The organism is Streptomyces sp. NPDC102279 (genome assembly GCF_044766365.1).
GTDB lineage: Bacteria > Actinomycetota > Actinomycetes > Streptomycetales > Streptomycetaceae > Streptomyces.
On record NZ_JBIWLU010000017.1, the window covers coordinates 87328 to 108975 of the forward strand.

At 71.6% G+C, this 21648-nt stretch carries 18 protein-coding genes; 13 read left to right on the plus strand and 5 right to left on the minus strand.

What is annotated here, in order from left to right:
- Positions 1-6 precede the first annotated feature (6 nt).
- The 6 genes from ACIRQH_RS35735 to ACIRQH_RS35760 all read left to right on the plus strand — a co-directional run bounded on the left by ACIRQH_RS35735 (position 7) and on the right by ACIRQH_RS35760 (position 4125).
- Positions 7-696, plus strand: coding sequence for a UbiX family flavin prenyltransferase (locus ACIRQH_RS35735; protein ID WP_358818346.1), 690 nt, complete (start codon positions 7-9; stop codon positions 694-696).
- Between the two features lie 73 nt (positions 697-769).
- Positions 770-1225, plus strand: a complete 456-nt coding sequence (locus tag ACIRQH_RS35740) for an Lrp/AsnC family transcriptional regulator (RefSeq protein ID WP_081218727.1) — start codon at positions 770-772, stop codon at positions 1223-1225.
- 94 nt (positions 1226-1319) lie between these two features.
- On the plus strand, positions 1320-2483 hold the full coding sequence (gene mqnE / locus ACIRQH_RS35745; RefSeq protein WP_358818347.1) for an aminofutalosine synthase MqnE: 1164 nt from the start codon (positions 1320-1322) through the stop codon (positions 2481-2483).
- A 1-nt stretch (position 2484) separates the two neighbouring features.
- The gene (locus ACIRQH_RS35750) at positions 2485-3018 is read left to right on the plus strand and encodes a GNAT family N-acetyltransferase (protein ID WP_388933971.1); all 534 of its coding nucleotides are present in this window, start codon (positions 2485-2487) and stop codon (positions 3016-3018) included.
- An 84-nt stretch (positions 3019-3102) separates the two neighbouring features.
- On the plus strand, positions 3103-3408 hold the full coding sequence (locus ACIRQH_RS35755) for a DUF4229 domain-containing protein (RefSeq protein ID WP_358818349.1): 306 nt from the start codon (positions 3103-3105) through the stop codon (positions 3406-3408).
- A 60-nt stretch (positions 3409-3468) separates the two neighbouring features.
- A complete protein-coding gene (locus ACIRQH_RS35760; protein ID WP_404229185.1) occupies positions 3469-4125 on the plus strand; it encodes a TetR/AcrR family transcriptional regulator in 657 nt (218 codons plus the stop codon).
- A 102-nt stretch (positions 4126-4227) separates the two neighbouring features.
- Here ACIRQH_RS35760 and ACIRQH_RS35765 read toward each other — a convergent pair whose 3' ends face one another.
- Complete coding sequence (locus tag ACIRQH_RS35765; protein WP_388874672.1) at positions 4228-5202, minus strand: MaoC family dehydratase; 975 nt, start codon at positions 5200-5202, stop codon at positions 4228-4230.
- A 55-nt stretch (positions 5203-5257) separates the two neighbouring features.
- Positions 5258-6583: a 3-oxoacyl-ACP reductase gene (locus ACIRQH_RS35770; RefSeq protein WP_388874674.1), complete on the minus strand. Its 1326-nt coding sequence runs from the start codon at positions 6581-6583 to the stop codon at positions 5258-5260.
- Positions 6584-6704: 121 nt separating this feature from the next.
- Here ACIRQH_RS35770 and ACIRQH_RS35775 point away from each other — a divergent pair, with 121 nt between their 5' ends.
- Both ACIRQH_RS35775 and ACIRQH_RS35780 read left to right on the plus strand, forming a co-directional pair.
- Entirely contained in the window at positions 6705-8075 is a 1371-nt protein-coding gene (locus ACIRQH_RS35775) for an acetyl-CoA C-acetyltransferase (protein ID WP_404229189.1), read from the plus strand.
- A 302-nt stretch (positions 8076-8377) separates the two neighbouring features.
- Positions 8378-10282 carry an AMP-binding protein gene (locus ACIRQH_RS35780; protein WP_358818354.1) on the plus strand — a complete coding sequence of 635 codons (1905 nt, stop codon included), beginning with the start codon at positions 8378-8380 and terminating at the stop codon, positions 10280-10282.
- A 188-nt stretch (positions 10283-10470) separates the two neighbouring features.
- Here the strand turns inward: ACIRQH_RS35780 and ACIRQH_RS35785 are convergent, their stop codons facing one another.
- On the minus strand, positions 10471-10674 hold the full coding sequence (locus ACIRQH_RS35785) for a cold-shock protein (RefSeq protein WP_067282429.1): 204 nt from the start codon (positions 10672-10674) through the stop codon (positions 10471-10473).
- A gap of 344 nt (positions 10675-11018) precedes the next feature.
- On the opposite strand from ACIRQH_RS35785, the gene ACIRQH_RS35790 reads away from it, so the two are divergent.
- Positions 11019-11867 (plus strand): menaquinone biosynthetic enzyme MqnA/MqnD family protein, encoded by an 849-nt coding sequence (locus ACIRQH_RS35790; protein WP_388874683.1) that lies wholly within the window; start codon positions 11019-11021, stop codon positions 11865-11867.
- Between the two features lie 85 nt (positions 11868-11952).
- Positions 11953-13821 (plus strand): serine/threonine-protein kinase, encoded by a 1869-nt coding sequence (locus ACIRQH_RS35795; RefSeq protein ID WP_404229281.1) that lies wholly within the window; start codon positions 11953-11955, stop codon positions 13819-13821.
- A gap of 77 nt (positions 13822-13898) precedes the next feature.
- Here ACIRQH_RS35795 and ACIRQH_RS35800 read toward each other — a convergent pair whose 3' ends face one another.
- Both ACIRQH_RS35800 and ACIRQH_RS35805 read right to left on the minus strand, forming a co-directional pair.
- Complete coding sequence (locus ACIRQH_RS35800) at positions 13899-14504, minus strand: hypothetical protein (RefSeq protein WP_358818356.1); 606 nt, start codon at positions 14502-14504, stop codon at positions 13899-13901.
- Positions 14505-14553: 49 nt separating this feature from the next.
- Positions 14554-19164, minus strand: a complete 4611-nt coding sequence (locus ACIRQH_RS35805) for an FtsK/SpoIIIE domain-containing protein (protein WP_404229192.1) — start codon at positions 19162-19164, stop codon at positions 14554-14556.
- Positions 19165-19475: 311 nt separating this feature from the next.
- On the opposite strand from ACIRQH_RS35805, the gene ACIRQH_RS35810 reads away from it, so the two are divergent.
- From ACIRQH_RS35810 to ACIRQH_RS35820, 3 genes are all read left to right on the plus strand, one after another.
- Entirely contained in the window at positions 19476-19781 is a 306-nt protein-coding gene (locus ACIRQH_RS35810) for a WXG100 family type VII secretion target (protein WP_081218742.1), read from the plus strand.
- A gap of 123 nt (positions 19782-19904) precedes the next feature.
- The gene (locus ACIRQH_RS35815; RefSeq protein WP_358818358.1) at positions 19905-20225 is read left to right on the plus strand and encodes a hypothetical protein; all 321 of its coding nucleotides are present in this window, start codon (positions 19905-19907) and stop codon (positions 20223-20225) included.
- A 2-nt stretch (positions 20226-20227) separates the two neighbouring features.
- The gene (locus ACIRQH_RS35820; RefSeq protein ID WP_404229195.1) at positions 20228-21628 is read left to right on the plus strand and encodes a putative T7SS-secreted protein; all 1401 of its coding nucleotides are present in this window, start codon (positions 20228-20230) and stop codon (positions 21626-21628) included.
- Positions 21629-21648: the final 20 nt, after the last annotated feature.

Below are 21648 nucleotides of genomic sequence, written 5' to 3' on the forward strand. Positions count from 1 at the left end.
GACATCATGAAGCCAGGACAGACGCAGCGCCGGCCTTGGATCGTGGGGGTGTCCGGCGCGTCCGGTACGCCGTACGCGGCGGCGGTGCTGCGTTCGCTGCTGGAAGCGGGGGAGAGCGTCGACCTGGTCGTCAGCAGGGCCTCGCGGCTCACGCTGCTCGACGAGACCGGCCTCCCGTTCCGGGACGCCCACTGGCGGGAGGACCTGGGCGCGTGGCTGGCGCGGGGCGCGGACGGCAAGCCCGGCACCTTCGCGGCCTTCGAGGAGCACCTCGACGCGGTACGGCACTGGAGCGCGGGCGACCTCGCGGCCGGGCCCTCGTCGGGCTCGTACCCGGTCAAGGGCATGCTCATCGTGCCGGCGTCCACGGCCTGTGTGGCCGGGGTCGCCCTCGGCCTCTCCAAGGACCTGCTCCAGCGGGCCGCGAGCGTCACGCTCAAGGAGCGGCGCAGACTGGTGGTCGCCGTGCGGGAGACCCCGCTGAACGGACAGACCCTGCGGCACCTGGTGGCCCTCGACGACGCGGGCGCGACGGTGGTGCCGGCCTCGCCGGCGTTCTACGCGGGCGCGACGCACATCCAGGACCTGGTGGACTTCGTCGCCGGGCGGGTCCTCGACGCGGCGGGCGTCGACCACGACCTGTACCGCCGGTGGAAGGGCGAACTCGGGGGCGGCTCCCGGGGCGACACCACCTGACTCTTCAGGCTTTTCGGACTCTTCGGAACTCTTCGGATTTCTTCAGACCTTTTCAGTGGAAGGCTTCGATCGCATGGACGCGGTGGACAGGCAGCTCATCCAGGCCCTGAGGGAGAACGGCCGGGCCTCGTACGCGGAGCTGGGGCGTCTCGTCGGCCTGTCGGGACCCAGCGTCACCGACCGCATCAACCGGCTGGAGGCGGCCGGTGTCATCACCGGGTACCGCGCGACGGTCGACTCGGCCTCGCTCGGTCTCGGCGTCACCGCCCTGATCGGCATCTCGCTCTCCGACGCGGCCGACCACGAGGACGTGGCGCACCGGCTGCGCGACCTCGGCGAGATCGAGGACTGCTGGTTCATCGCGGGCGACGACTCGTTCATGCTCAAGGTGCGCTCCAGTGACGTCGACGGCCTGGAGAAGACCATCCGGCGCCTGTCGGGCACCAAGGGCGTCTCCCGGACCCGTACGACGATCGTGCTGTCGACGAAGTGGGAGAACCGGGTCGGGGAACTCCCCGAGGAGGAGTGACGCGGGGCGGTCCGCGAAGCCCCTGGTGGGGCCGATCCCGCCCGGAGGCGGGGGAGTACGGTTGGCAGGATTCGTCACAGGGAGAGGTAAACGCATGGATGTCGGGCTCAAGCGCGAGCTGGAGGACAAGGTCCGGGCCGGTGAGCGGCTGACCCGCGAGGACGGCATCGCGCTCTACGAGTCGGACGACCTGGCGTGGCTCGGCGGCCTCGCGCACGAGGTGCGCACCAGGAAGAACGGCGACGTCGTCCACTTCAACGTCAACCGTCACCTGAACATGACGAACGTGTGCACCGCGTCCTGCGCGTACTGCTCGTTCCAGCGCAAGCCGGGCGAGAAGGACGCGTACACGATGCGCATCGAGGAGGCCGTCCGGCTCGCCACGGCGATGCGGGGCGAGAACCTCACCGAACTGCACATCGTCAACGGCCTGCACCCGAACCTCCCGTGGCGGTACTACCCGCGCTCCCTGAGCGAGCTGAAGAAGGCCCTCCCGGAGGTCTCCCTGAAGGCCTTCACGGCCACGGAGATCCACCACTTCGAGACGATCTCGGGGCTGTCCGCCTCGGAGATCCTCGACGAGCTGATCGACGCCGGACTGGAGTCGCTGACCGGCGGCGGCGCCGAGATCTTCGACTGGGAGATCCGGCAGCACATCGTCGACCACCGCACCCACTGGGAGGACTGGTCGCGCATCCACCGCCTCGCGCACGAGAAGGGTCTCAAGACCCCGTGCACGATGCTGTACGGGCACATCGAGGAGCCCCGGCACCGTGTGGACCACGTGCTGCGGCTGCGTGAGCTGCAGGACGAGACCGGCGGCTTCCAGGTCTTCATCCCGCTGCGCTACCAGCACGACTTCGTGGACATGAAGGACGGCAAGGTCCGCAACCGGCTCCAGGCCCGCACCCAGATGGCGACCGGCGCCGAGGCACTGAAGACCTTCGCGGTCTCCCGGCTGCTCTTCGACAACGTCCCGCACGTCAAGGTCTTCTGGGTCATGCACGGTGTGCAGACCGCCCAGCTCGCCCTCCAGCACGGCGCCGACGACATGGACGGCTCGGTCGTCGAGTACAAGATCACGCACGACGCGGACAACTACGGGACGCCCAACAAGCTGACCCGCGAGGACATCCTCGACCTGATCCGCGACGCCGGCTTCCGTCCCGTCGAGCGGAACACGCGCTACGAGATCATCCGCGAGTACGACGGCCCGGACCCGGAGCGCCGCGAGTCGCCGCAGGCCATGCGGGTCTGACGTGGCGCTGCGTTTCGAGCTGGACCCGGCGGTCACCCCTGTGCTGCGGGACGGGGTGGTCGCCCTCTGGGCGGACGTCTCGAACGCGGGCGGCTCCGTCGGCTTCGTGCCGCCGGTGACCGCCGCGGACGTGCGGCCCGAACTCGTGAAGCACTTCCTCGCCATGGCCGAGGGCCGCACCCGGCTGCTGGTCGGCCGGGACGAGGACGGCGAGGTCGCCGCGACCGCCTTCCTCACGCACAACACCCACCGGCTGATGAGGCACTGGGTGTGGCTCTACACCGTGATGGTGCACCCCCGCCACCAGGGCAGGGGGTACGGCCGGGACCTGCTCGCCGCTGCCGAGGAGGCCGCGGGCTCGCTCCACGGCGTCGAGGCGATCCGGCTGACCTGCCGGGGCGGCGAGGGCCTGGAGCGCTTCTACGCCTCCTGCGGCTACAAGGAGGTCGGCCGGGTGCCCGGCGCGATCCGGGTCGCGCCCGGCGAGGACCGCGACGACATCACCATGCTGCTGTCCCTCGGTCTGCGTGACTGAGGCCCCCCTGCAAGATCGACGTCCCGGCGTGCTTCACTGGACGGTGGTCTTTGGGAACGTTCGGAACGGGAAGAGTGGATTGAGATGTTCCGCTACACACTGATGCGCCTCGGTATCTTCGTGGGCTGCCTCGTGGTCGTCTGGGGCCTCGTCTACTCGGGCATCGCCCCGCGCGGCCTCGGCGACTCCAACTACATGTGGGTCGTCCTGCTCGCCCTGGTGATCTCGGCGCCGATCAGTTTCGTCGTCCTGCGCGGTGAGCGTGACCGTGCCTCGGCGCAGGTCGTCGCCCGTGTGGACCGCGCCAGGGCCAACCTGGAGCGCAACCGCAGCCAGGAGGACGAGGTCCTCGACGAGGCCTCCCCCGGCGCCCGCAGCCAGACCTCCTGACCCCCGCCCGACACCGCCGCGTGCCCGGCCGGGGGCGCGGCGGATCGTACGCTTGCCCGCATGGGTGCTGTGAAGAGCAAGCGGATGCCGCGCGCGGTACGCGAACAGCAGATGCTGGACGCGGCCGTACGGACCTTCGGGCAGCGTGGCTACCGTGCCGCGTCGATGGACGAGATCGCCGAACTGGCGGGTGTGTCCAAGCCGTTGGTGTATCTGTACCTGAACTCCAAGGAAGACCTGTTCACCGCGTGCATCCGGCGTGAGGCCAAGGCGCTGACCGCCGCAGTCCGTGCCGGTGTCCGCCACGGACTGCCGGCCGACCGCCAACTCTGGGAAGGCCTCGGGGCGTTCTTCACGCACACCGCCGAACACCCGGACGGGTGGGCGGTCCTGCATCTCCAGGCCCGTACGCACGGCGAACCCTTCGCGGCCGAGGTGTCCGCGATGCGTGAGGAAATCGTCGTGTTCGTCACGGGGTTGATCGTCGACGCGGCCCGGGAGGCGCATCGCGACCCGTCGCTGCCCGAGCGGGAGGTCGCCGGACTGGCGGAAGCCCTGGTCGGTGCCGCCGAGTCGCTCGCCGCCTGGGCCAACGTCACTCCGGGCGTCTCGGCCCGGCAGGCCGCCACCACCCTGATGAACTTCGCCTGGGCGGGCCTCGGCGATCTCATGCGCGACCGGCCGTGGATCCCGCCCCAGGCCGACGCGCAGGCGTAGACCCTGCCCCAGGCCCCGAGGACTCCGAGAGCGCCGCTCAGGCCGGGGCGTGGCCGCCGATCGGGCGCGACGGCGCGTTTCAGCGCCGCGCTGCCGCCCCTGTCACCCGGTCGGAGCCGCGGGGGCCGTGGCCCCGCCCGTGTGCGTTCCCGCGGGAAGCGGTCGTACGTCGCCGGTCAGGTGGACGCGGTCGCCGGTGCGGAGTTCGAAGGCGAGGCCCTGAGCGGCGTACGTCACCGTGCCCGGGAGCGGGACCGGCGCGCGGAAGTCCGCCCGTACCTCCACCGCGCCCTGCGGGCCGTACTCGGCGAGGCAGCGGGCGACGGTCCACATCCCGTGCGCGATGGCGCGCGGGAAGCCGAAGAGGCGGGCCGTCAGCGGGTGCAGATGGATCGGGTTGCGGTCGCCGGAGACCGCGCCGTAGCGGCGGCCGACGTCCGGCGCGAGCCGCCACTCGGCGAGCGCGGGCAGGGTCCTGGGCCGCGCCGCCGGGTCGTCCCCCGGCTCCTCCCGTGAGGCCGGCCGGTCGGACGCCGGCCCTCGCGCCGCGTTCCCCGGAGTCTCCTCGCGCGTCCGGTGCCGGGCGAGATACGTGCTCCTCGACTCCCACACGAGCCTGCCGTCGGCCCGCGCCTCGGTCAGTACGGTCGCCTCGGTGCCCCTGCGGTGCGGTGCCAGTCCCTCGACCCGCACCGCGAGGTCGTACTCCGCGGTCGCGGTCGGCGCCTCGTACTGGGTGATCCCGATCGACGTGTGCACCAGACCGAGCAGCGGCAGCGGGAAGTCCCGCCCCGCCATGATGCGCATGGCCAGCGGAAACGCCAGCACATGGGGATAGGTCACCGGCAGGACGTCCGGCCCGGTCGCGAACCCGCACACCCGCTCGTAGGCGGCGAGACGGGCGAGGTCGACCCGGACACCCGGCAGCACGAGCCGCGCGGCGGGGACGGGGGCGTCCGGGCGGGGGCGCTTGAACGGGGAGAGCAGGGCGCCGCGCGCCAGCAGCGGAGTGAGGGGGGGCGGCGCGGTGAGCGTCCGGGTCGCGGGCTCGGGGCGAGTGGAGGGCTGCGTGCGCATCGGAGTCTCCGGGGTGATGGGAGGTGCGGCTGCCGGTGGACGGAGGGGAGGGGGCCTATGCCCCCAACAGGCTCTGGCCGCAGACGCGGACGACCTGGCCGTTGACGGCTCCGGACGCGGGGTGCGCGAGCCATGCGGTGGTCTCGGCGACGTCGACGGGCAGACCGCCCTGGCCGAGGGAGTTCATCCGGCGGCCCGCCTCACGGATGAACAGCGGGACGGCCGCCGTCATCTTCGTCTCGATGAAGCCCGGCGCCACGGCGTTCACGGTGACCCCGTGCTCGGCCGCGGCGCGCGGGGCCAGCGCGCGGACGAGTCCGGCGACGCCCGCCTTGCTCGCGGCGTAGTTCGTCTGGCCCGCGTTCCCCGCGAGTCCGGCGATGGAGGCGGTGGCCACGATCCGCCCGCCGTGCCGCAGCCCGCCCGCCGAGAGCAGGGCGTCCGTGGTGCGCAGCACGCTCGCGAGGTTCACGTCGAGCACCGAACTCCATCGTTCCGCAGCCATGTTGACCAGCCGGCGGTCGCGGGTGATCCCCGCGTTGTGGACGAGGACGTCGAGCCCGTCGGACGGCAGGGCCGCAAGGATCCGCGCTCCCGCGTCGGGGGAGGTGATGTCGAGGGCGAGGGCCGTGCCGCCCAGCCGTCCGGCGACGGCGTCGAGTTCGGCCGCCGCACCCGGCACGTCCAGGCACACCACCCGCGCCCCGTCCCGCGCCAGCGCGGCAGCCACCGCCTCACCGATCCCGCGCGCCGCCCCGGTGACGAGCGCGCTGCGCCCGGCGAGGGGGAGCGCCCAGTCCTCGGGCGCGGTCACCTCGGCCCCGCCCCCGATCCCGATCACCTGGCCGCTCACGTACGCGGACTTGGGGGAGAGGAGGAAGCGCAGTGTCGACTCGGCGGCGTTCGCGTCGGTCAGCCGCAGCAGCGTCACCGTGCGGCCGCGCCCGATCTCCTTGCCGAGCGAGCGCACGAAGCCCTCCAACGCCTGCTGGACCGCCGCCTGGTGGTGGTCGGCGGCGTCCAGCGGTGCGCCGAGCACGATCACCCGGCCGCTGTCGGTGACCGACCGCACGACGGGGTGCAGGGAGGCGTGCACCTCGGCGAGCGTGTCGACGTCGGTGACACCGGTGGCGTCGAGGACGACGGCGATGGGCCGTTCGCTCTCCGCGCGCACCCCGAGCCCGGTCCTGCCCAGCACGGCGGCGAGTCCGTCCGGCCCCTCCAGCGAGGACTTGCCCGCGGTGAGGTGGAGCAACTCGCCCTCGAAGGAGGGATGTTCGGCCGACCAGCGGTGCAGGGCCGTCGGCTGGGGCAGCCCGAGCCGACGGGTCAGAAAGCGGCCCGGCGCGGTGCCGGTGAAGCTCAGATAGCGGTCGGCCATTGTCCAACTCCCCCTGCGGACGTAAATTTACTCCAGAGTAAGGTTACCCGGGGTAAGGGTATGCCAGGGCGAGGGGACAGGTCGAGATGAGACAGCACGTTCTCCGGAAGGCGGTCCAGGCATGAGCGAGCGGGACGACACTCCGGCAGGGACGGCACCCGCGGTGGCCGCCGCGTCCGGTGGGCAGGGCGCCGCGTCCGGTTCGCCGCACGGCCCGGGCCCCGCGCGGACGCGCCCCGTCGCCGTCGTCGGCGGGACCCGGATCCCCTTCGCGCGGTCCGACGGCCCGTACGCCGCCGCCTCCAACCAGGAGATGCTGACCGCCGCCGTGGACGGCCTGGTGGGGCGGTACGGGCTCGACGAGCCGGGCGCGGTGGGAGAGTTGGTGGCCGGCGCGGTCCTCAAGCACAGCCGGGACTTCAACCTCGCCCGCGAGACGGTCCTCGGCTCGAAGCTCGACGCCCGCACCCCGGCGTACGACATCCAGCAGGCCTGCGGCACGGGTCTGCAGGCCGTCATCGCCGCCGCCAACAAGATCACCCTCGGCCAGACCGACTCGGCGATCGCGGGCGGCGCGGACACGGCCAGCGACGCGCCCCTGGGTGTGAACGACACCCTGCGCCGCATCCTCCTCGAAGTCCGCCGGGCGAAGTCGCCCGGCGCCCGCCTCAAGGCCCTGGCCCGGGTCCGCCCCGCGCACCTCGTGCCGGACATCCCGCGCAACGCCGAACCCCGCACGGGCCTGTCGATGGGCGAGCACGCCGCCGTCACCGCCCGCGCCTGGGGTGTGCGGCGCGAGGACCAGGACGAACTCGCCGCCACCAGTCACCAGCGGCTCGCGGCGGCCTACGACCGCGGACTGCTGAGCGATCTCGTCATCCCCTTCCGCGGTCTCGACCGGGACCAGAACCTCCGGCCCGGTTCGACGGTCGAGAAACTCGCGACGCTCAGCCCGGTGTTCGGTCTTGGCGCCCCCGAGCCGACGATGACGGCGGGCAACTCGACCCCGCTCACCGACGGCGCCGCCGTGGTGCTGCTCGCGAGCGACGCGTGGGCGAAGACGCGTGGGCTGCCGGTCCTCGCCCACCTGACGGCGTACGAGACGGCGGCCGTCGACTTCGTCGAGGGAGACGTGGCAGGCGGCGAGGACGGGCTCCTGATGGCACCCGCGTACGCCGTCCCGCGCATGCTGGAGCGGACCGGACTCGCCCTGTCCGACTTCGACTTCGTCGAGATCCACGAGGCGTTCGCCTCCCAGGTGCTCGCCACCCTCGCCGCCTGGGAGAAGCGCGGCCTCGGCACGGTGGACCGCTCCCGCCTGAACGTGGCGGGCTCCTCGCTGGCCACCGGCCACCCCTTCGCCGCCACCGGCGCCCGCATCGTGGCGACCCTGGCGACGCTCCTCGCGGAGCGGGACGCGCCCGGCCGCGGGCTGATCTCCGTCTGCGCCGCCGGAGGGCAGGGGGTGACGGCGATCCTGGAGCGCGGGTGAGTCCGCTCCCGCGGGTCCGGCCGGCCGGTGCGCGCCGGGACGTCCACCGACGGCCCACCCGCGGGAACCGTGGACACCCGCTCCACGCCCTCACGGCTACCCCGGGTAACTCGCACCCCGCCCGCCCCAAAGCGCCACAAACCCCACACGCGGGCGCCGTAGGATCCCCGGTCTCACCGGGTTGCCGACCCTGAACCCCTCACTCCCCAGGCTCGTATGAGGTTGCGTGCCCCGCGCTCCTCCGAGCCACCCGCACCTGCCTTGCACCCGCCCCGGCCGCCCGGCCGACAAGGAGCCGCCTTGTGTCCAGCACGTACGCCCACGACGCCGCTCCGCCCCTGCGGGAACCCGAGATCAGGCGGCTGGACGGAGTCGTGCGCGAGGTCGCGGTACCGCCGCTCGTGGGACAGGTGACGCACGGCTCCCTCGCCGACATCCCGTTCGACAACGCGGCGGCGACTCCGCACGAGCCGGTCCTCAGCCGGAAGACACCCGACGGCGACCGCTGGACCGACGTGACCGCTGCCGAGTACGCCGAGCAGGTCCTGGCCGTCGCCAAGGGCCTGATCGCCGAGGGCCTCATGCCGGGCGACCGGATCGCCATCATGGCGCGCACGACGTACGAGTGGACCCTTCTCGACTTCGCCGCCTGGGCCGCCGGGCTCGTCACCGTGCCCGTCTACCCGACGTCCTCGATCTTCCAGACCCGCTGGATCCTCCAGGACTCCGGAGCCGTCGCCATCGCCGTCGAGTCCGTGGCCCAGGCCGCGAGCCTCGGCCCCGAACGCGAGCGTATCCCGGACCTGCGGCACATGTGGATCTTCGATAAGGGGCACGTCGAGCGACTCGCGGAGCTCGGCCGCAACGTCCCCGACCAGGAAGTCGCCGTCCGGCGCGGGGTGCTGGGCCCCGACACGCTCGCCACCCTGATCTACACCTCGGGAACCACCGGCCGTCCCAAGGGCTGCGCCCTGACCCACGGCAACTTCTTCGCCGAGGTCGACAACGCGGTGGAACTGCTCTACCCGATCTTCAAGTCCCGCACCCAGGACCCCGCCTCCACGCTTCTCTTCCTCCCCCTCTCGCACGTCTTCGGCCGCATGGTCGCCGTCGCCTGTATGCGCGCCCGGGTGAAACTCGGACACGCCCCGAGCCTCCAGACCGACGAACTCCTCGCCGACCTCGCCTCGTTCAAGCCGACGTTCCTGCTGGCCATCCCGTACGTCCTGGAGAAGGTCTACAACACCGGCCGCGCGACGGCCGAACGGATGGGCCGCGGCTCGTCCTTCGACCGCGCGGCCCGCATCGCCCAGAAGTACGGCGAGGCCGTCGAGGCCAGACAGCACGGCACCGGACCCGGACCGAGCCGGGGACTGCGCACCGCCCGCGCCCTGTACGACCCCCTCGTCTACCGCCGGATCCGCAACGCGCTGGGCGGCAGGGTCCGTTACGCCATCTGCGGCGGCTCCCCGCTCGGACGCCGGCTCGCCGCCTTCTACGCGGGCGTCGGCATCGAGATCTTCGAGGGGTACGGCCTGACGGAGACGACCGCCGCCGCGACCGTCACACCCCCGGTCAAACCCCGTCTGGGCACGGTCGGTTGGCCACTGCCCGGCACCCGGGTGCGGATAGCGGCCGACGGCGAGGTCCTGCTGAGCGGCGAACAGGTCTTCCGCGGCTACTGGGACCCGAACGCGGGCGGTGTCGTCGACGCCGCCCCGGACGGCTGGTTCGCGACCGGCGACATCGGTGAACTCGACGACGGCGGCTACCTCACCATCACCGGGCGCAAGAAGGAGATCCTGATCACCGCGGGCGGCAAGAACGTCGCCCCGGCGCCCCTGGAGAACTGGCTCCGCTCCCACCCCCTGATCGCCCAGTGCATGGTGGTCGGCGACCGCCGCCCCTTCGTCGCCGCCCTCATCACGCTCGACCCCGAGGGCATCACGCACTGGCGCCGGATGAACGGCAAGCACGGGGTCCCACCCGAACTGATCATGGACGACCCCGAGCTGCTCGCGATCCTCCAGCGGGCGGTCGACGAGGCGAACAAGCTCGTCTCCCGCCCGGAGTCCATCCGCCGCTTCACCGTCCTGCCCCGCGACTTCACCGAGGCGGCGGGCCACCTCACGCCCTCGATGAAGCTGCGGCGCACGGCGATCGCGGGCGACTTCGCCCGGGAGATCGAGGCGATCTACGCCCGGTGACGGCCGGTCCCGGTCCCCGGGTGGAGGCGGCGACCCGCGGGGTGCCCGACGGCCGGTGACGCCGGGTGCCGGGGCGGCCGCGGAGAGCGGCCGGGACAAAGGCAGGAGCCCCGCGACCGGCTGGCGCGGGGCTCCTTGGGTACTGCTATCAGTTCCGGATCAAAGCATCGGCTCAGAGAGCCGAATGCTTACATCGGGGTGACGTTCTCCGCCTGCGGGCCCTTCGGACCCTGCGTGACGTCGAAGGAAACCGCCTGGTTCTCTTCGAGAGAGCGGAATCCGCTCGCGTTGATCGCGGAGTAGTGGACGAAGACGTCCGGGCCGCCGCCTTCCTGGGCGATGAAACCAAAGCCCTTTTCGGCGTTGAACCACTTCACGGTTCCGGTAGCCATAAGCCCTCCTTGGGCCCAAAGGGTTGCCCTGCTCCAGAACCTGCGATTGTGTAAACAACTGCATACGTCTGAAAACGACGAGAGCCCGCGGTCACATGCTCCGCAGGCTCTGTACTGCAAGGGAAACCAAACTGCAACTTGCGGGCGAGCCTAGCACGCAGGCAGCCGAAAGCAATAGAGGGAAAGATCACGCCGCCGCGAACTTTCGCCCGGACGGACGACCGGTCTGACGTGCGTTGACTTCACGGTGTCACAAGGGTTGACACCAGGGGGCCGGATGGTTTCCGCCACCTATGGCCCACCCTGAAGCCCGCACCGTATTCCATGGGGGCTAGCCTCGCGATGTGGACAATTCTCGCACCCGGCCGCGCGTCGGCCACATCCAGTTCCTGAACTGCCTGCCCCTGTACTGGGGGCTCGCGAGAACGGGCACGCTCCTCGACTTCGAGCTCACCAAGGACACCCCGGAGAAGCTCAGCGAGCAGCTGGTGCGGGGTGATCTCGACATCGGGCCCATCACGCTCGTCGAGTTCCTCAAGCACGCCGACGAGCTGGTGGCCTTCCCGGACATCGCGGTCGGCTGCGACGGCCCCGTGATGTCCTGCGTGATCGTTTCGCAGGTCCCGCTCGACCAGCTGGACGGCGCCCGCGTCGCCCTCGGCTCGACGTCCCGTACGTCCGTCCGGCTGGCGCAGCTGCTGCTCGCCGAGAAGGTCGGCGTCCAGCCGTCGTACTACACCTGCCCGCCCGATCTGAGCCTGATGATGCAGGAGGCCGACGCCGCCGTCCTCATCGGCGACGCGGCGCTGCGGGCCAACCTGCTGGACGGGCCGAAGTACGGGCTCCAGGTCCACGACCTCGGCGCGCTGTGGAAGGAGTGGACGGGCCTCCCGTTCGTGTTCGCCGTCTGGGCGGCCCGGCGCGACTACCTGGAGCGCGAGCCGCTCGTCACCCGCAAGGTGCACGAGGCCTTCCTCGCCTCCCGCGACCTCTCGCTCGACGAGGTCTCCAAGGTCGCCGAGCAGGCGGCCCGCTGGGAGGCCTTCGACGAGACGGTCCTGGAGCAGTACTTCACGACGCTCGACTTCCGTTTCGGCGGCCCCCAGCTGGCGGCCGTCCAGGAGTTCGCGCGCCTTGTCGGTCCGACCACCGGCTTCCCGGCGGACGTGGACGTACGGCTCCTCCAGCCCTGAGACACCCACAGTCGGGGGGCTCCGGAGGCGCACGGCACTACGCTGCTGGGCAGTGTGTACGGGGGAGGGGTGATCCGTGGGTGCCATGCAGCCACTCGGCGTCGACGAGCCCACTGTCGTGGGGCCCTACCGGCTGCTCGGCCGGCTGGGTTCCGGCGGCATGGGGCGTGTGTACCTGGGCCGCAGCGCGGGCGGACGGACGGTCGCGGTCAAGATCGTGCATCCGCACTTCGCGCTCGACGAGGAGTTCCGGGCCCGTTTCCGCCGCGAGGTCGACGCGGCGCGGCGGGTCGGCGGTGCCTGGACGGCCCCCGTCCTCGACGCGGACCCCGAGGCGCCCGTGCCCTGGGTCGCCACCGGCTACGCGGCAGGGCCGTCACTGACGGCGGCCGTCGCGGACGGCGGCCCCCTCCCGGTCCACTCCGTGCGCGCGCTCGGTGCCGGCCTGGCCGAGGCCCTCACGGCGGTCCACGCCCTGGGCCTCGTCCACCGTGACGTCAAGCCGTCCAACGTGCTGCTGACCCTCGACGGCCCCCTGCTGATCGACTTCGGGATCGCCCGGGCCACCGACGGCACCGCCTCCCTGACCTCGACCGGCGTCTCGGTCGGCTCACCCGGCTACATGTCCCCCGAGCAGATCCTCGGCAAGGGCGTCACGGGCGCCGCCGACATCTTCTCCCTCGGCGCCGTCCTCGCGTACGCGGCCACCGGCGAGCCTCCGTTCCCCGGGGACTCGTCCGCCTCCCTCCTCTACATGGTGGTCCACGAGGAGCCCCGACTCGACGCCCTGGACGGCGAGTTGCGTGGCCTGGTGGCGGCCTGCCTGGCCAAGTCGCCCACGGATCGGCCCACTCCGGCCGAGGTCGCGGTCCGCCTGGCACCGCAGGGAGCGGCCCGGCTCGTGACGGCGGGCTGGCTGCCGGGCGCGCTGGTGGAACAGGTGAGCCGAAGTGCCGTACAACTGCTGAACCTCGAGGCCACCGGGGCCGGGGACGCCCCGCCTTCCGGGCTGGTGGGGTTCAGCAGTCCGGCGGTGGAGACCGGCGGTGCCGGGAGCGCTGCGGGGACCGGTGTGGGGAGTGCCGCGGGGATCGGTGCCGGGAACGGGTTCGGGCCGCCGGGCTCCGGGTTCGGGGCGTCCTCGTCGACTCCCGGGTTCGGTCCGCCGCCGCCGGGCTTCGGGCCGCCCCCCATGATGCCCCCGTACCTTCCCGGGCAGCGCGATACCGGGGCCGCGGAGCCCCAGGACGCCGTGCACCGCGAGGGGGCGCCGGAGAACGGGCCGGCGCGGGACCGGCCCGGCAAGGTCTCCGTCAGTGTCGCCGCGACCAGCGCCCCGGGGACGGACGGTCGGGGCCGCCGGATGAGCTGCACGGTCGCGCTCGCCGTGGCGGGAGCGCTGGCGGCCGTGACCGTCGGCTCGGCGTTCCTCTTCGACCTGCTGCCGGGCGGAGGCTCGGACGACCAGGACAGCGCGTCGGGCCCCGCTCCGACCGTGCGGGGGAGTGGGAGCGCTCCGGCCACCCCGGGCCCGTCGTCCGGCGCGACCGCCGCCGAGCCCGCTCCCACGCGGAGCACCCCCGGCGCGACCGGGCAGGCGTCCGCGATCCCCGCCACCTACCTCGGCACCTGGGAGGGCGACGCGCTCGCCCTGAACGGCACCCTCCCGATGGGGACCTTCCGCGTCACCGTCCACCAGGCCGCCGTGGGACAGGAGTTGGGCACCTTCCGGCAGACCGACCAGATCGGCGGCATCTGTGACGACACCCTCATCCTGAAGAAGGTCACCGCGAAACAGCTCGTCGCCACGAGTGTCGCCGACAAGTCCAACCGCGACGTCTGCACCACCGGCCGCCACGAGGTCCGGCTGACCCCCGGCGTCGGCACCCTCACCTACGAGACGGACAACGCCGACGCGGGCGACCCGGTGGCCCGGATGACCAAGGTCGAGTAAGAGGTCCGGGCCGCATGCGCGGGTGAGGCGGCCGGGTGACGGCGACGTGCCCGCGCGGATCGGGGCGGCCGCCCCGATCAGGAGGCCGGCCGGTTCCTCTCGCGGAGGTGCATGACCTTGCCCGCCGCGGCGATCAGGGCCGCCGAGACCAGCACCGTCGACAGCAGCCCGACGGCCCAGACCCAGGGGTACTCGACGTGCACCCAGCAGGCCTCGCCGCGGCTGTGGCACGCGCCGCGCCAGTCGCTCCGGTGCTTGGGGCGGAAGCTCGCGAACACGACCGACGCCCAGAGCAGGCAGCCGGCGACGCCGGGCAGGGAGGCGACGGCCCAGCCGAGTGAACGGAGCGCGCTCGTACGCCACTTCATCCGGGACAGCGTCATCGCCACGACGGCGCACCCGATCGGCGCGAGGGCGCCGACGAGGGCGGCGAAGCCGTATCCGCCACCGGGTACGGCCGGGGCCACCCGGCCCCAGAGAACGTGCCCCCAGGTCATGCCCAGGAGCGCGAACCCGGCAATCCCCGCCGTGCCGATCAGCATCACGAGACAGCCGAACCACGGCTCCCCCCGGGACGCCCGCTCCTTCGCCCGCGACCACGAGGACGGACGCTGCCGCACATGCTCGTAGCGCAACGCCGCCCCCGCGGCCCGTCGCCGCTTCGGCCTCGCCGATCCGCTCACCGGTCCCGCCCTCTCGTCGCTACGTCCTGCGCCCCCGTGATGACCGGGGTCACATCGGCGTGGTCACCGTCAGCGGCTCGCCGTCGCCGAGGTGCAGCAGGCCCTTGCCGGGTGCGACCGGTCCGCCGACCATGCTGCGGTTCGTGCGGATGCCGATCAGCTCGCCCGCGGAGGAGTCCTGCGGCGACAGCAGGATGCCGCGGCGGCCCTTCTTCATCTCGACCTGCCAGCCGGAGAAGCCGCTGCAGACGTCCTCCTCGTCACCGGCGATGACCAGGCCGAGGCCGCGTTCGGCGCCGCGCTGCACGATCCGCTTGAAGACCGTCTCGGCGTCGCAGTCCTCCAGGACCTCGCCGTCGTCGACCAGGACCACGATCGGCTCCTCGCGCGACGCCGAGTCGATGGCCTCGCGCAGGTCGTCACCCTCGATGTCGTCCTCGTCGAACACCTTCAACACGCCCTCCGCGCCGTCCAGTTCGCGCAGCGGCGACGGGCGGGGCGCCGCGATGACCAGCCGGACGCCCTGGGCCAGGTACGACCGTGCCATGTTCATCAGCGTCGTACTGCGGCCCGACTTGGCGGGGCCCGCGATCACGAACGTCGGCACGCCCTGGGACAGGTCGGGGCCGAAGCCCATGATGTCGTCGCCGCCGATGCCCACGAGACCCCACAGCCTGGAGCGGGAGGCGTCCGGGTCGCGCATCTCCCAGGCGTCGGCGAAGTTGATCCGGGTCGGCAGCACGTCGACGCGGAACGGACGCCGGTCGCGCGGCAGTTCGGCGTCACGGACAGCGGCGGCCTCACCGATCGCGGAGAGGGCCGCGGCCTGCCCCTGACCCGTCGCGTCCTCGGTGAGCAGCGCGAACTGGGTCTCCGTACCGTGCTCGTTGCGGTAGCCGCGGCCCGGCGGGATCTCCTCGGGGATCTTGCGGGCGTTGATGCCGATCAGCGAGAAGTCTGAGCGGTCCGCGAGCCGCAGGCCGTACTTGTCCTCGGTGAGCGAGCCGATCCGGGTGGAGAGGATCTGCCGGTCACCCGTCATCACCATGTGCAGGCCGACGCTCGCGCCCTCGCGCATCATCGCGGTCAACTGGTCGGTGAGGTCGCCGTGGTCGTACTCGCCGAGGGTGGGCAGCCAGCCCTCCCAGCGGTCCAGCAGCACCACGAGGTGCGGCAGCCGCTCGCCCTCCGGCTCGGCCGCCCGCTGCTCGCCGATGTCGGCGAACCCCTTGTCGGCCAACAGGTCCTGCCTGCGCGTCAGTTCACCCTTGAGGCGGGCGATGAGACGGACCACGCGCTCGGTCTGGTTGCGGCCCACGACGGCACCGCAGTGCGGCAGCCGGGTCAGCGCGTTGAGCGCGCCGTTGCCGCAGTCGATGCCGTAGAGGTGGACGTCGGCCGCCGAGTGGGTGCGGGCCAGTGAACCCGCGATCGTGCGCAGGACCTGGGAGCGGCCGCTGCGCGGGGCCCCGCCGATGAGCAGGTGCCCGAAGGAGGCGAAGTCCACGACCACCGGCCGGCGCGCCTGGTCGGCGGGCAGGTCCTCGACGCCGTACGCGGCGGGCGGCAGCTTGCCGGGGCCGCCCGCGAACGCGGGCACCGGGACCTCGTCGAGCAGCAGCGTCTCGGACAGCGCCGGCAGCCAGGGACTGTGCTGCTGCGGGATACCGAGCACCCGGTTGGCGTCGCGGACCGCGTCGACCAGCACCTTCAGGTCGGTGATCTCCTCCTCCTCGCGCTGCTCGGCCTTCGGCTTGACCAGCGCGGCCCGCCCGAGGTCCTCCCAGCCCAGCGGCCCGGCCCAGGGCGCGAGCGCCGCGGGGTCGGCGGCACCCGGCCGCCGGCCACCGACGCGGCCCGACTGGAACGGCACCAGCGAGGCGTGCCCGAGCCGGACGTACGCCCGCCCCGGCGTGTTCTTGGAGATGTGCCCGGCCTCGGGGGAGTCGATGACGTCGCTGGACTCGCCGCCGTCGGTCACCCGCAGCGCGATCCGCAGGTTGGTGTTGGCGCGGATCTCCGGCGAGACCACACCGCTCGGGCGCTGCGTGGCCAGCAGCAGGTGGATGCCGAGCGAACGGCCTCGCTGGGCGATGTTGACCAGACCCGTCACGAAGTCGGGCAGGTCGCGCACCATGGAGGCGAACTCGTCGATGACGATGAGGAGCCGGGGCACGGAGGCGTGCGAGGGATCGCGGCGGACGAGATCCTGGTAGTCTTCGATGTCCTTGGCGTCGGCCGCGGCGAGGATGTGCTCGCGCCGCTTCAGCTCCGCGCCCAGCGACTCCAGGGCCCGTTCCACGAGATGGGCGTCGAGGTCGGTCACCATGCCGACGGTGTGCGGGAGTTTGACGCAGTCCTTGAAGGCCGAGCCGCCCTTGTAGTCGACGAGGACGAACGTCATGTTCTCCGGGGTGTTGGACACCGCCAGCGACGCCACGATCGTCTGGAGCAGCTCCGACTTGCCGGAGCCCGTCGTACCGGCGATCAGACCGTGCGGCCCGTCGCGCCGCATGTCGATGCCGAACGGACCGTCGTACGACTCACCGATGACGGCCATCGTCGACTGGCCGCCCATCCGCCAGCGCGCGGTGATCGCGTCGCTGGTCGGCGGCTCCAGCTGGAGCACGTCGAGCAGCCTGCTGGCACCGGGGAGCGCCGAGTCCTCGGTCTCCCCGCTGATGTCGCGGAGCGGGGACAGGGCGCGCGCGAGCCGCCCGCACCAGGCCGCCGACACGAAGTCCGGCCGTACGTCCTTGACCCGCGCGATACCCGTCTGCTCCACACGCAACCGCAGTTCCAGCGGCTTGCCCGCACCGGCGGCGGAGTCGTCGGGCTCGGCCGCGTGCCAGGCGTGGAAGGACGGGAAGCCGCCCGGCGCCGCCGGTGCGGCGGGCACCGTGCGGGCCGGCTGCCGCACCGCCGCGTGCTCCTCGGGCTTCGGTTCCGCGATCACGATCGCCTGGCACTCGCCGGGCAGGAACCGCTCCTCGGCGTCCAGGCAGAGCGCGTACATCGACATGGCCGGGCCCTCGCGCAGCAGCCGCACCACGCCGGGCATGGACCGCAGCCGGCGCGAACCGTCCCAGACGACGATGATGTCGGGGTCGCTGAACGAGGCCTTGTTGCCGTTCTGCCGGGCGGCCTTCTGGCGGGCGTCGAGGAGCTGGGTCAGCTCGCCGATCCGGGCGCCGACGGTCTCGGCGTCCGTGCCGATGAGCACGTTGGCGTCCTGCGCCCCGGCGGGCCGGCTGTGCGGCAGCCAGCGCACCCAGTCCCAGCTGTCCCGGCCGCTGCTCTCGGTGAGTACGTAGAACTGCACGTCCAGCGGGCTGTGCAGCACCGCGGCCTGGGCGACGGCCCAACGCCCCAGCGCCTGGGCCGAGTCACCGGGTCCGGCGATGCCGACGACACCGCGCTCGGCGAGCGGGAGGGCGACCGGCGCGTCCTCGATGGTCCAGGTCACCTGGCGCTTGTGCTCGTCCTGCTCCGGGTCGTCGAGCACGACCTCGGACGGCATCTGCCCGGTGCCGACGCGCAGCAGCAGATGGTCGGCGTCGGTGCGGCGCCGCTCCCACAGCCGGGTGCGCGGGCCGGTGCCCAGCGACAGCACGGCCGCCGGGTCGGGTATCGCCTGACGCCGGTCGAGCCGCTCGGCGGCCAGGGCCTCCTGGGCGTCGTTCTCGATCCGCTCCTTGTGCTCCTTGTACTCCTTGACCTGCTTCGCATGGGACTTGCGCCCCTGCTTCTTGTCCATGAAGTAGTTGCCGAGCATGATGAGCGGGCTCAGCAGCGCCATGATCATGTAGTACCAGCGCCCGAAGACCATCACCATGACGACCGCACTGACCAGCGGCGTCAGTGCCATCAGCCAGGGCAACGGCCGTGCCTCGTAGTCCCGTACGGGACTGGGCAGCCGGAACTTCGTCTCCCGCTCCGGCGGATGCAGCCGCGGCGGCCGGTTGTAGTCAAGCCCCGCCCCGTCCTCGGACCACTTGAGAGCGGCGTTCGGCGGCGAGTAACGGTCCAGCTGCAGCAGGGTGTTGCCGACCGCGACCTGACCGCCGAGGGGCCAGGAGTCGGCATCGAGGGAGGCGAAGAGCTCCCCGTCGAGCCGCACGCCACTCTTCGGGTCAGCGTCCTCGCCCTGGCCCGCGCCGGCTTTCTCGCCATGGACGTCGAGGCGGCAGGTTCCATCGGTTGCAACTGACAACGTCAGGGCACGGGAGGGCAGTTCGGGATCGTCGATCCGGATGTACGACGCGGCGCCGCTGCCGATGTCGTAGCGGCCGATGCCGAGCCGGTGCACGGCACCCGCGGCGGGACCGCCGGCCACCCGCAGCTCGACGAGCCCGGTCGGCTCGCCGGGCAGACACCCGGCGGGGTCGTGCAGGCTGACGACGGCACCCTCGCGCAGCGGGGAGGTGCCGATGGTCGCGCCGGGATCGACGGGATACCCGTCGACGTACGCGACGGGCGCACCGCCGCCCGCGGCCCCTTGATGGTGCCCGAGCGGGATGATCTGCGCGCCACCGCCGTACCCGACGTGTTCGGCCAGTTCCTTGGCGATGTCCCCCACCGAGGACTCGGGATCCGCATCAAGAACGACGTCGGCGGTGGCCCCGCCGAGCGGATCGACGACGGTCAGAGTGAGCCGCACGCTCGTCCTCCCCCAGACACCCGCGGCCGCTTCCGGAACGCGGGCCACAGTGCCCCCGACGATATCCGCTCACCCCTTCCCGCAGGCAACGGGCGGTGTGAGGGAACGACGAAGGCCGCCCGGCACCCTGGCCCGCACGGCGTCCCCGGCCCCGCCTTTGGCCCTCCCTCTGGTGCGGGCTCGTGACAGAACCGGGGTGTGCTCCTGCAAGCGTCATAAGTAAGCTGCATGCTCAATGCGGACGATCGCATCATCCGCACCAGGAGCCACGGGGGTTGGCCCTGCGGCGAGTTGAGTATGGAGGACGCCACATGGCCGGCGGCAAAGACGCAGACATCACTTACGAGAAGATGCGGGGCGCTGCTAAGCGACTGGGCCACGAGAAGGAAAAGATGGAGGACAAGCTCCACGGCCTCGACAGCTACATCGACGGCCTGGTCGCCGACGGCTACACCACGTCCAAGGGCTCCCAGGCCTTCGACGACTCCTTCAAGGAGTTCACCAAGGGCATGAAGGACACCCTCGAAGGCCTCAAGGGCATGGCCAAGTTCCTCGAGGACGCCGCGAAGGCGTACGAGGACCTGGACGACCAGCTGGCCAAGGGTGTCAAGGGCTGACGCTCTTCCCTCCACACGTGCGACCCGGTACGACGGGGGGCCCAGGCGTCCCGTCGTACCGGTGGTTGCCGTCGGCTACGACGGGCGCACGGGAACTCGACAGCGCGGCACGACGGGGGCGTCATGGGCGACGGCAGTGATCACACCCGGCTCGATCTCGATGTGATCAAGGAAATGGGAACGGGACTCAGCAACGTCAAGAAGGCCTTCGAGGGCCTGGAGAAGCTGGGCGACAAGTACGAGGACGACTTCGGTAACAGCGCGCTCGCCGACAAGTTCGCCGATTTCGCCGAGAATTGGGAGATCAGCCGCGAGAAGTTGACCGGCGAGATCGACGCGCTCGCGCAGATCGCCAAGGCGGCCGCCAAGGCGTACGAAGACATCGATCACCAGCTGGCCGAGGCGATCCGCGGCGCTCAGGACCCCAAGAAGAAGGGGAATTGACGATGGCCGGAAGGCCGCACGACTGGCATCCTGTCGCCGACAGCGACCCCGTTCCCGGCGATCCTGATCGCATGGTCGCTCTCGGGCGGCAGTTGCGCAAGACCGCCGAGGAACTCGACCGGCAGATCCGCAACCTGAAGGCGGTCGCCGACGTCGACGCCTGGGACAGCAAGGCCGGCAAAGAATTCCGCGAGAAGGCCAAGGGCAACGTCAAGAAGCTCGAAGCGGCTTTCAAGCGGTACGACACGGCGGCCACGGCCATTGGCTCCGCAGTCGTCGAAGTGGGCGGCGGCTATCAGGACAAGCTGCACGCCACATCACGGGATTACGCTTCCGACCTGAACCGCGCCCAGGAGATCGCCGACGCGGCCCTCAAGGACGCCCAGGAGGCCGACGAGCGCAAAGGCGCGGCTCAAAGAAGCCTGGACGGGCTCCCGGACAAGGGCAAGAGCAAGGACGCGGCGGACAAGGGCAAGGACGACAAGGCCCGCAAGGACCTGGAGGACCAGCGCGACTCGGCGGGTGACGAGATCGCCGCGGCACGAGAGAAGGTCAGCGCCGCCAGGAAGATCCGGGACGACGCGGCCAAGCGGGCCCGCGACTCCATCGACGCCGTCATCAACCACGATTCCCTGAAGGACGGCTTCTGGGACACCCTGGTCAAGGACATCGCCGATGTCACGTCCTTCATCGCCACATGGTGCGGAATCCTCTCGCTCGTCGTCGGCTGGATCCCGGTGATCGGGCAGGCCGTGGCGGGTGTCCTGGGGGCCATTGCCATGATCGCCACGTTGATCAACTTCGCGGCGACCTTCGTGCAGGTGCTCCAGGGCAACGCGGAGTGGATGGACCTCGGGTTCGCGGCGCTCGGGTTCCTCATGATGGGGGTCGGCAAGGGCTTCTCCAAGATCGCGGGCAAGTTCGCAAAGGGAGCGCTCGGCAAACTCGGCAGAGCCGGAGCGGCGCGGACCGTCCGCCAGGTAAGCCGTGCGAACAAGAACCTCCGGCGCGCTTCCGGGCAGTCTTCCAAACTGGGCAAGGGAGACGTCTGGAAGTCGCTCAAGGAGCCGTTCACCGAGCCGTTCTCCAAGAGCTCCTGGAGCACCAACCTCAAGGCACTCAAGCCCGGCGGCGGGAATTACGCCAAGGCCGTTAACGAGCTGTCCACGCGCGGAGGCGGTAACGCCTTCAAGGGTCTGGGGAAATCCTTCTCCATCGCGGATCCCGGTGTGGCATCCGACCTCAAGTCCATCAAATTGGGCACTTCGGCGCTGGGCGGCCAGTTCGACGCCAATTCCCTCAACAAGATCTCCAGGACAGCCACCCGTCTGGGGCTCGTCGGCAGCGGGATTACGCTGGGCGGCCTGGGCCTGGACAGCAACCTCGACCCGCTCCTCGGTTGAGACCACCACCACGCCCTCGC

Coding starts and splice junctions, on each gene's coding strand:
- ACIRQH_RS35735 (WP_358818346.1), top strand. CDS start 7: ATGAAGCCAGGACAGACGCAGCGCCGGCCTTGGATCGTGGGGGTGTCC.
- ACIRQH_RS35740 (WP_081218727.1), top strand. CDS start 770: ATGGACGCGGTGGACAGGCAGCTCATCCAGGCCCTGAGGGAGAACGGC.
- mqnE (WP_358818347.1), top strand. CDS start 1,320: ATGGATGTCGGGCTCAAGCGCGAGCTGGAGGACAAGGTCCGGGCCGGT.
- ACIRQH_RS35755 (WP_358818349.1), top strand. CDS start 3,103: ATGTTCCGCTACACACTGATGCGCCTCGGTATCTTCGTGGGCTGCCTC.
- ACIRQH_RS35760 (WP_404229185.1), top strand. CDS start 3,469: ATGGGTGCTGTGAAGAGCAAGCGGATGCCGCGCGCGGTACGCGAACAG.
- ACIRQH_RS35765 (WP_388874672.1), bottom strand. CDS start 5,202: ATGCGCACGCAGCCCTCCACTCGCCCCGAGCCCGCGACCCGGACGCTC.
- ACIRQH_RS35770 (WP_388874674.1), bottom strand. CDS start 6,583: ATGGCCGACCGCTATCTGAGCTTCACCGGCACCGCGCCGGGCCGCTTT.
- ACIRQH_RS35775 (WP_404229189.1), top strand. CDS start 6,705: ATGAGCGAGCGGGACGACACTCCGGCAGGGACGGCACCCGCGGTGGCC.
- ACIRQH_RS35785 (WP_067282429.1), bottom strand. CDS start 10,674: ATGGCTACCGGAACCGTGAAGTGGTTCAACGCCGAAAAGGGCTTTGGT.
- ACIRQH_RS35795 (WP_404229281.1), top strand. CDS start 11,953: ATGCAGCCACTCGGCGTCGACGAGCCCACTGTCGTGGGGCCCTACCGG.
- ACIRQH_RS35810 (WP_081218742.1), top strand. CDS start 19,476: ATGGCCGGCGGCAAAGACGCAGACATCACTTACGAGAAGATGCGGGGC.
- ACIRQH_RS35815 (WP_358818358.1), top strand. CDS start 19,905: ATGGGCGACGGCAGTGATCACACCCGGCTCGATCTCGATGTGATCAAG.
- ACIRQH_RS35820 (WP_404229195.1), top strand. CDS start 20,228: ATGGCCGGAAGGCCGCACGACTGGCATCCTGTCGCCGACAGCGACCCC.